This is a genomic window from Kluyvera sp. 1366, assembly GCF_054823405.1.
Window position 1 is genome coordinate 514,621 of record NZ_JBTRDW010000004.1, and the last position, 7,873, is coordinate 522,493.

General features: G+C 50.6%; 7 protein-coding genes, 1 tRNA gene, 1 rRNA gene and 2 pseudogenes. 4 read left to right on the forward strand and 7 right to left on the reverse strand.

Annotated elements, in window-relative coordinates; all coding sequences use genetic code 11:
- Positions 1 to 27: 27 nt before the first annotated feature.
- Entirely contained in the window at positions 28 to 759 is a 732-nt protein-coding gene (gene dnaQ, locus ACVLVH_RS11815) for a DNA polymerase III subunit epsilon (RefSeq protein ID WP_498949431.1), read from the reverse strand.
- Here dnaQ and rnhA point away from each other — a divergent pair.
- Positions 713 to 1,280: pseudogene (rnhA, locus tag ACVLVH_RS11820) on the forward strand (ribonuclease HI). The gene dnaQ and the pseudogene rnhA overlap by 47 nt on opposite strands.
- Here the strand turns inward: rnhA and ACVLVH_RS11825 are convergent.
- Positions 1,265 to 1,999, reverse strand: a complete 735-nt coding sequence (locus ACVLVH_RS11825) for a class I SAM-dependent methyltransferase (RefSeq protein ID WP_192415425.1) — start codon at positions 1,997 to 1,999, stop codon at positions 1,265 to 1,267. The pseudogene rnhA and the gene ACVLVH_RS11825 overlap by 16 nt on opposite strands.
- 40 nt (positions 2,000 to 2,039) lie before the next feature.
- Between ACVLVH_RS11825 and gloB the strand changes: the two genes are divergently transcribed.
- Both gloB and mltD read left to right on the forward strand, forming a co-directional pair.
- The gene (gene gloB, locus ACVLVH_RS11830; RefSeq protein WP_192415427.1) at positions 2,040 to 2,795 is read left to right on the forward strand and encodes a hydroxyacylglutathione hydrolase; all 756 of its coding nucleotides are present in this window, start codon (positions 2,040 to 2,042) and stop codon (positions 2,793 to 2,795) included.
- Positions 2,796 to 2,866: 71 nt separating this feature from the next.
- Positions 2,867 to 4,240: a murein transglycosylase D gene (gene mltD / locus ACVLVH_RS11835; protein ID WP_192415429.1), complete on the forward strand. Its 1,374-nt coding sequence runs from the start codon at positions 2,867 to 2,869 to the stop codon at positions 4,238 to 4,240.
- Between the two features lie 153 nt (positions 4,241 to 4,393).
- Here mltD and ACVLVH_RS11840 read toward each other — a convergent pair whose 3' ends face one another.
- Positions 4,394 to 5,197: an endonuclease/exonuclease/phosphatase family protein gene (locus ACVLVH_RS11840; protein WP_008105211.1), complete on the reverse strand. Its 804-nt coding sequence runs from the start codon at positions 5,195 to 5,197 to the stop codon at positions 4,394 to 4,396.
- 290 nt (positions 5,198 to 5,487) lie between these two features.
- A pseudogene (locus tag ACVLVH_RS11845) lies at positions 5,488 to 5,610 on the reverse strand (hypothetical protein); the annotation flags it as partial.
- A 97-nt stretch (positions 5,611 to 5,707) separates the two neighbouring features.
- Between ACVLVH_RS11845 and yafC the strand changes: the two are divergent.
- Positions 5,708 to 6,616 carry a DNA-binding transcriptional regulator YafC gene (gene yafC, locus ACVLVH_RS11850; RefSeq protein WP_192415431.1) on the forward strand — a complete coding sequence of 303 codons (909 nt, stop codon included), beginning with the start codon at positions 5,708 to 5,710 and terminating at the stop codon, positions 6,614 to 6,616.
- A 15-nt stretch (positions 6,617 to 6,631) separates the two neighbouring features.
- Here yafC and dkgB read toward each other — a convergent pair whose 3' ends face one another.
- From dkgB to rrf, 3 genes are all read right to left on the reverse strand, one after another.
- Positions 6,632 to 7,435, reverse strand: a complete 804-nt coding sequence (gene dkgB, locus ACVLVH_RS11855; RefSeq protein ID WP_192415433.1) for a 2,5-didehydrogluconate reductase DkgB — start codon at positions 7,433 to 7,435, stop codon at positions 6,632 to 6,634.
- A gap of 169 nt (positions 7,436 to 7,604) precedes the next feature.
- Positions 7,605 to 7,681, reverse strand: a tRNA-Asp gene (locus ACVLVH_RS11860).
- A gap of 102 nt (positions 7,682 to 7,783) precedes the next feature.
- Positions 7,784 to 7,873, reverse strand: a 5S ribosomal RNA gene (gene rrf, locus ACVLVH_RS11865); the annotation flags it as partial.

Genomic DNA, 7,873 nt, shown 5'->3' on the forward strand with positions numbered 1-7,873 from the left:
TCGATTTTGCACGCAAAATCAGCCGTTTTACACGCGCCACAAGCAGCTACCACCCTTCTTCTGCACCAAATCCAGACGACCTTCGTGCGCAGCAATCTCTTCATCGCTGGCGCTGACCACGCGCAGACCTGAACTCGGACGCACAATGCGCTGGATGTTCTCCGCGCCGCCCTGATTGTTCTGCTCACCGTCCAGAGAAAATGCCAGCGAGGTTTGACCGCCGGTCATCATCAGGAATACTTCGGCCAGAATCTCGGCATCGAGCAGTGCGCCGTGCAGCGTACGTTTGCTGTTGTCGATTTCATAACGGTTGCACAATGCATCGAGGCTGTTGCGCTTGCCGGGATACATCTTACGCGCCATCGCCAGGCTATCGGTGATCTGGCAGAAAGTTTCGGTTTTGCCGATATCCCGCTTCAGCATGCCGAATTCATAATCCATAAAGCCGATATCGAACGATGCGTTATGGATCACCAGCTCTGCGCCACGGATGTAATCAAGGAATTCGTCGGCGATATCCGCAAACATCGGCCTATCAGCAAGGAATTCATCGGCGATACCGTGAACGCCGAACGCTTCTGGATCCACCAGCCGATCGGGCTTCAGATACATATGAAAGTTGTTGCCGGTCAGGCGACGGTTGATCACCTCAACCGCACCAATTTCAATGATGCGATGTCCTTCATAATGCACACCGATCATGTTCATGCCGGTGGTTTCAGTATCGAGGACGATCTGGCGGTTATTTGCAGTGCTCATAGGACTCGTTTTATGTCAGACTTGGCGTTTTGTCAGAAGGAAGTCTACCAGAGATGCGTAAACAGGTAGAAATATTCACCGATGGATCTTGCCTGGGCAATCCCGGTCCCGGCGGTTATGGCGCCATTTTACGTTATGGCGCGCATGAAAAAGAGTTCAGTACAGGTTATCGCCTCACCACCAACAATCGTATGGAAATGATGGCGGCTATCGTGGCGCTCGAAGCGTTAAAACAGCCGTGTGAGGTGGTGATCAGCACCGACAGCCAATATGTTCGTCAGGGTATCACCAGTTGGATCCACAACTGGAAGAAGCGCGGCTGGAAAACCGCCGATAAAAAACCGGTGAAAAATGTCGACCTGTGGAAACGCCTCGATGTGGCGCTCAGCAACCATGAAATTAAGTGGGAATGGGTAAAAGGCCACGCGGGGCATCCGGAGAACGAACGCTGCGATGAACTGGCACGCAGCGCGGCGGGAAAGCCCACTCAGGATGATATCGGTTATCAGGTTGAATCCTGATCCTTCACTTCACGAAACTGGCGCGTGACATTAACCGTTTGCCGTAGCTGGCTTTGACTCAGATTCTTCTTCATTTTGGTGGGCGTTAGCGGGAACGTACGTTTACGTGCCACCACAATGTTCAAACAACCGAGCGCCGGTAAATGCGCGCTGATCACCCTGCCGCCCTGCCGATGCCACGGCACCACCTGAAAACGGGTGCGGTAAACCACCTCATAATTCAGCAGGCCCAGCCAGTCGAGCAATCGTACCTGGCTGAACATCCGTCCACTCCACGGCGCGCGCGAGTGCAAACCCGGAATGCCTTTGCTAATCCCTAATAAACTGAAAGGGTTGAAGCCGCTGATGATCATCCAGCCATCATCGATCAATACCCGATCCACCTCACGCAGTACGCGGTGCGGATCCTGACTCCACGCCAACGTGTGCGCAAGTAAACAGGCATCAACGGATTTAGATTCAAAGGGTAATTGCGTGTTATTGGCGATAACCTGTAATTCATCGCCATCAATGCCCACATTCACCTGATGCGATATGGCACACTGGCTGGTGTTGATTTCTGCGCTGAGGCTGCCAATTTTAAGCATATGAAAGCCATACAGCTTGCCGAGATAAGGCTGCAGTTGCTGAGTGAGCGCGTCGCGAAAATAGTCTCCCATTGGCATATCGCGCCAGGAGCGCGGTGCAGTCAGGATTTGGCGTGTTTTAGCCGGCTTCATGCTCTACCATTTTCCTTTTTCTACGACCTGAGAGGTGTTTATGAATCTTACCAGCATTCCCGCATTGCAGGATAACTACATCTGGACACTGACGGACGATGACAACAGGTGTTTGATAGTCGATCCTGGCGAAGCACAGCCGGTGCTGGATAAAATCAGCGCCAATCATTGGCAACCCGTGGCGATTTTGCTGACACATCATCATCACGATCACGTCGGCGGTGTGGATGAGCTGTTGCAGCACTATCCCGATGTGGCGGTTTTCGGTCCACAGGAAACGGCAGATAAAGGGGCGAAGCGTATTGTGGCCGAAGGTGATGAATTTACCCTGCTTGGGCTGAATTTCCGTGTCATCGCAACACCCGGTCACACTTTAGGACATATCTCATATTTCAGCTCCCCTTATCTTTTCTGTGGTGACACGATGTTTTCTGGCGGCTGCGGGCGATTATTTGAAGGCACTGCAGAGCAAATGTTCGAATCATTTCAAAAACTTAATCAGCTCCCTGAAGATACTCTCGTTTGCTGCGCGCATGAGTACACTTTATCCAATATGAAGTTTGCTGCGGCTATTCTGCCCCACGACCCTAAAATTTTGGCAAGGTATCAGCAAATTAAGGACTTACGCGCAGAAAACCGCATCACTTTACCAACAAAACTGGCCTTAGAGCGGGAAATAAATTTATTTTTACGCACGCAAGAGGCTGATTTACAACAGGCTTTAGGCACTAATGTCTCATCATCAGCGTTATGGCAAACTTTCGCCGATCTACGCGAGAAGAAAGACCGCTTTTGATATTTGAGGTTGTGTTGTGGTGGACCGTCACGTATAGTTGCTCGTCTTTTAAGCGAACTATTGACACACACATGAAGGCTAAAGCGATCTTACTCGCCTCGGTCTTGCTGGTAGGATGTCAGGCATCAAGGAATGACGCCAATATCCCCGTACAGCATGCCCAGAGTCTGTCTTCAGCTGGTCAAGGTGAAAATGGAAAGTACGGAGATCGATTGTTGTCGCCGCGATGGCAGGATGATGGAACAAGCCTCGCAGAAGATACTGATCTCTGGAATCACATTAGTGACGAGTTGAAGATGGGGATTCCGGAAAACAGCCGGATCCGCGAACAAAAAACAAAATTTTTAAAAAATAAGAGCTATCTCCACGATGTAACATTACGGGCAGAGCCGTACATGTACTGGATTGTCGAGCAGATACAGAAACGTAAAATGCCGATGGAACTGGTACTGCTACCCATAGTGGAGAGCGCTTTTGACCCACACGCAACATCTTCTGCGAATGCCGCCGGCATCTGGCAGATTGTTGCACAAACGGGCAAAAACTATGGTTTGAAACAGAACCAATGGTACGACGGACGCCGCGATGTGGTGGCCTCGACCAAAGTAGCGCTGGATATGATGCAGCGTCTGAACGGTATGTTTGACGGCGACTGGTTACTGACCATCGCCGCCTATAACAGCGGTGAAGGACGTGTGCTGAAGGCGATGAAACAGAATAAGGCGCGCGGTAAGCCGACTGACTTCTGGAGTTTATCGCTGCCCCGCGAGACCACGGTTTACGTACCTAAAATGTTGGCCTTGAGTGAGATTCTCAAGAACAACAAGCGTTACGGTATCAAACTGCCGACCCCGAACGAGAGCCGTGCTTTAGCTCGCGTAGAGGTGGGACAGCAGATTGAACTGACGCAGGCCGCCGATATGGCCGGAATGTCTCTCAGCAAGTTGAAGACATTTAATGCCGGTTATAAAAACGGTGCCACTGCGCCAAATGGACCGCACTACATTATGGTGCCTAAGTCCAACGTTGCTAAGTTGCGCGATTCACTGGCTTCCGGTGATATCGCTTCCGTGCAGCCTACCGAGATGGCGAAAGTCAGTGCGGCAGGAAACAGCTATACGGTACGCAAAGGTGACACCTTGTCTGGCATTGCCAACAAGCTTGGCGTAAGCGTCAGTGCACTGAAACAGCAGAACAATCTGCGCAGCGCTTCAGTTCGTACCGGTCAGACTCTGACCGTGAACGGCAAAGCGAGCACGCAATTGGCTGATAACGGCAACAGCATCACCTACCGTGTACGTAAGGGTGATTCTTTTGCCAGTATTGCTAAACGCCACGGTGTGAACACCAAAGACGTTATGCGCTGGAACAGTGACGCTAAAGACATTCAGCCGGGCGACAAGCTCACGCTGTTTGTGAATAATAGCGCAACACCTGATACCTAATGCCCCGAAAAGGCTGACTTTTGTCAGCCTTTTTCATTTTCTGCTTCTGCTAAATTCTGCATATAGCCTGTTGAGGCTCTGACTTACCCTATGCTGTAATATTTTCAGCTGAATGTTGTGACGGTTGCGAGGCGGGAGCTCAAGCGTATTGGCTTAACGCTCGATACCGTAGAGAGAGTTGAACTCAACCAGCAGCGGATTGTGATCTGATGCGCGCGTCACCAGCACAGAAGCTTCACTGACCTTCATATCACGGTAGAAGACGAAATCCAGTGGGCGCCCAAAGGCTTTTCGGCGATGGTCATCGGTGAAGTTCACCTCACGCAAAGACATCTCCCGCGCAAAGCGATACAGCGCATTCATGCGCTGGCGGCTCCAGGCGTTGAAATCCCCCGCCATGATCACCGGCCCACGATGATGTTGAATCTGTTCGCCAATCGGCCCCAACTGTTTGCTGTAGACATCGACACCGAGACTGAAATTGACCGCGTGGATATTCACCACCATTAGCATTTCGCCCGTGGGTAATGGATACGCCGTGACCAGCGCAGATTTGGCCAAACGCAGTAGCGGCTCACGTTCCCGTAGTGGGCAACAGTACACAGGGTGCGCAGACGCCAACGTCATGACGCCGGAAGGATGTTGCGGTAAGACAAAGGCTGGCACCTGATCGGCCGCGAGATAGTTACTGGTGGCGAATTTGACCAGTTCAGGCGTGGCCTGCGCCTCCTGCAGCAGAACAAGGTGGGCATCTTTGCCAAAACCCTGGAGCACAGACATCCAGTCTGCACGCTGTTGCTTAAAGATATTCCAGACTAAAACTCGCAGTGTGGGATCAGCTGGCAAAGGTGCGCCAGGCGGTAATGCCTGCCCAAGATGCAGCATTGCCCCCGGCGGAAAAATCCGTTCTGCTGGCTGACCGGCTACATAACGCATTGAATAAGTTTTTTTCCGCACTTTCCCGCCCAACTGGTTTACGACTCGCACTTCACCTGACTGTTATAGGGATTTTAGCGCGGGGTTTCAATTGGTGTTCTTGATTGTCGGAATTCGCCTCACAGCTTACCAATGTAAAAGCCTGCCAGCTGGCAGGCTTTCGTGCGGGTTATTCCATCGCTATCGCAGTCTGAGTTTTATCGGGTTGGCCACTCAATCGCACTAGCAGCAGCGCGCCAGGTACAATTACGGTGCCGATCCACGGGGTTTGCGCCAGTCCATAATATTCAACAATGCAGAATCACGCTCACCGCGGCAGGCAGCGTAATACGGAGTTGTTCAGCGATGGTTGGGCTCAGAACGACAATAACAAATTCTGTCGTTCCGATCGCACAGGCACTGATCTTCAGCGGCCAAAGTGCAATTGGCGTGATTAACTCCCATTAAGGTTTTGATGGGCGTTAATGTTGCCGCATGCTTTAATGACAATAAGATGCAAAGTGAGAGTGGACTTTTGCTTTTGGAGGGATAATGAAAGCATCGTCAGATGAGCTTAAAGTGTTTATCGCTGTAGTGGAGAGCGGCAGCTTTAGTCGCGCTGCAGAGCAATTGCAGATGGCCAATTCAGCGGTGAGTCGCACGGTTAAAAAACTGGAGAATAAGCTGGGTGTCGCGCTCTTAACGCGTACTACGCGTCAGCTAGCGCTCACTCATGAGGGCGAGCATTATTTTCGCCGCGTGCAAAAGTTGATGCAGGAGATGTCAACCGCCGAGAGCGAGTTGATTGAGCGTCAGATGGTGCCTCAGGGCGTACTGCGTATTGATGCTGCCACACCCGTAATTCTGCATCTGTTGCTACCGATGATTAAACCCTTTCGTGAGCGCTATCCCAATGTCACACTATCGCTCATCTCTTCAGAGAGCTTTATTAACCTCATCGAACGTAAAGTCGATGTGGCGATTCGCGCTGGCAATTTGACGGATTCTACACTGCGCGCTCGTTTGCTCTTTATAAGCTATCGCAAATTAGTGGCGACGCCGGCTTATCTGGCGAAATATGGTGTCCCTGCATCAACAGCTGATTTGGCTCAGCATGAATGCCTTGGCTTCGTTGAAACGCCACGCTTAAATCGCTGGCCAGTCGCAGATGAAGGTGGCGATCTTTATGACATCACGCCAGGAATGTCATCTAACAGCGGCGAAACGCTTAAACAGCTAGTGCTAGGCGACCAAGGTATCGCGTGTTTATCAGATTTTATGGTAGATAAAGAGATAGCCGATGGTACTTTTATTGAACTGCTTGCTGAACAGCGTATCCCAGTTGAGATGCCTTTTAATGCAGTCTATTACAGTGACTTAGGAGTTAGCCAACGCGTTAGGGCGTTTATCGATTTTCTGAGTGAATGGGTTAAAGCTCAGCCCTGGCGAGTGCAGGGCTGAAAAGGGATGCAGCGATTAATCCCAGTCTGGCGCCAAACCTTCTGGACCCACTAAGCGCTGATGACGATCCAGCGCGGCAATATTTGCCATATCTTGATCGTCTAGCTGCAGATCAACCGCTGTCATGTTGCTCGCCAGGTTTTCACGTTTGGTTGATGACGGGATCACCGCGTAACCTAACTTCATCGCCCATGCCAAAACAACCTGTGCCGGAGTAGCTTTGTGCTTCTGTGCAATGGTATTAATTACCTCATCCTTCAGCGCTTCTCCATAAGCTAACGTCATGTAAGAAGTGATGTGAAGACCATTCTTTTTAGCAAAATCAACCACCTGCCGATTCTGCAGAAAGGGATGCAGCTCAATCTGGTTAGTCGCTATATTTTCCACGCCAACCGCGTCAATCGCCTCTTTCATCAAAGCAATTGGGAAGTTTGAGATACCAATTTGCCGCGTCAGGCCTGCTTCTTTTGCTGCCATCAATGCCAACATGCTCTCTTTTACCGATACCGCCGATCCGGGAGAAGGCCAGTGGATTAAAGTGAGATCGACATAATCGGTGCGCAGTTTCGCCAGACTTTCTTTCAAGCTGAGAATCAACTTCTCAGCCGAAAGATTCTCAATCCAGATTTTGGTGGTAATAAACAAGTCGCCGCGTACTACACCACTCTCAGCGATCGCCTGCCCCACAGCCGCTTCATTTTCATAGATTTGCGCAGTATCAATTGTGCGATAGCCAAGTTCCAACGCAGTTTTAACTGAATGGATTACAACGTCATCTTGCAGGCGGAAAGTACCTAAACCAAAGGCGGGGATTGTCATAATTTCCTCATCGTATAGCGTTATGTTTCGATGGGAATTATTTTGGCAGGTTTATTGTTGCTGAAAAATCCGTATATAAGCAGAAGAATTTTGATTTTTTATCAACAATAATGACAAAATTGCAGACATGAAAAAGCCCTGACTTTTCAGTCAGGGCTTATCAATTAAGTGGCGGAACGGACGGGGCTCGAACCCGCGACCCCCTGCGTGACAGGCAGGTATTCTAACCAACTGAACTACCGCTCCACCGATTCTGTACTGATATCAGACAATGGTTCTGATTTCAGGTGTTTCGCCCTTCCCGCGTCACGGGGAAGGTCACGACCCGGTAACGGGTCTTAAATTGATGCCTGGCAGTTCCCTACTCTCGCATGGGGAGGCCCCACACTACCATCGGCGCTACGGCGTTTCACTTCTGAGTTCGGCATGGGGTCAGGT

Coding starts and splice junctions, on each gene's coding strand:
- dkgB (WP_192415433.1), bottom strand. CDS start 7,435: ATGACAATCCCCGCCTTTGGTTTAGGTACTTTCCGCCTGCAAGATGAC.
- dnaQ (WP_498949431.1), bottom strand. CDS start 759: ATGAGCACTGCAAATAACCGCCAGATCGTCCTCGATACTGAAACCACC.
- mltD (WP_192415429.1), top strand. CDS start 2,867: ATGAAGGCTAAAGCGATCTTACTCGCCTCGGTCTTGCTGGTAGGATGT.
- gloB (WP_192415427.1), top strand. CDS start 2,040: ATGAATCTTACCAGCATTCCCGCATTGCAGGATAACTACATCTGGACA.
- ACVLVH_RS11825 (WP_192415425.1), bottom strand. CDS start 1,999: ATGAAGCCGGCTAAAACACGCCAAATCCTGACTGCACCGCGCTCCTGG.
- yafC (WP_192415431.1), top strand. CDS start 5,708: ATGAAAGCATCGTCAGATGAGCTTAAAGTGTTTATCGCTGTAGTGGAG.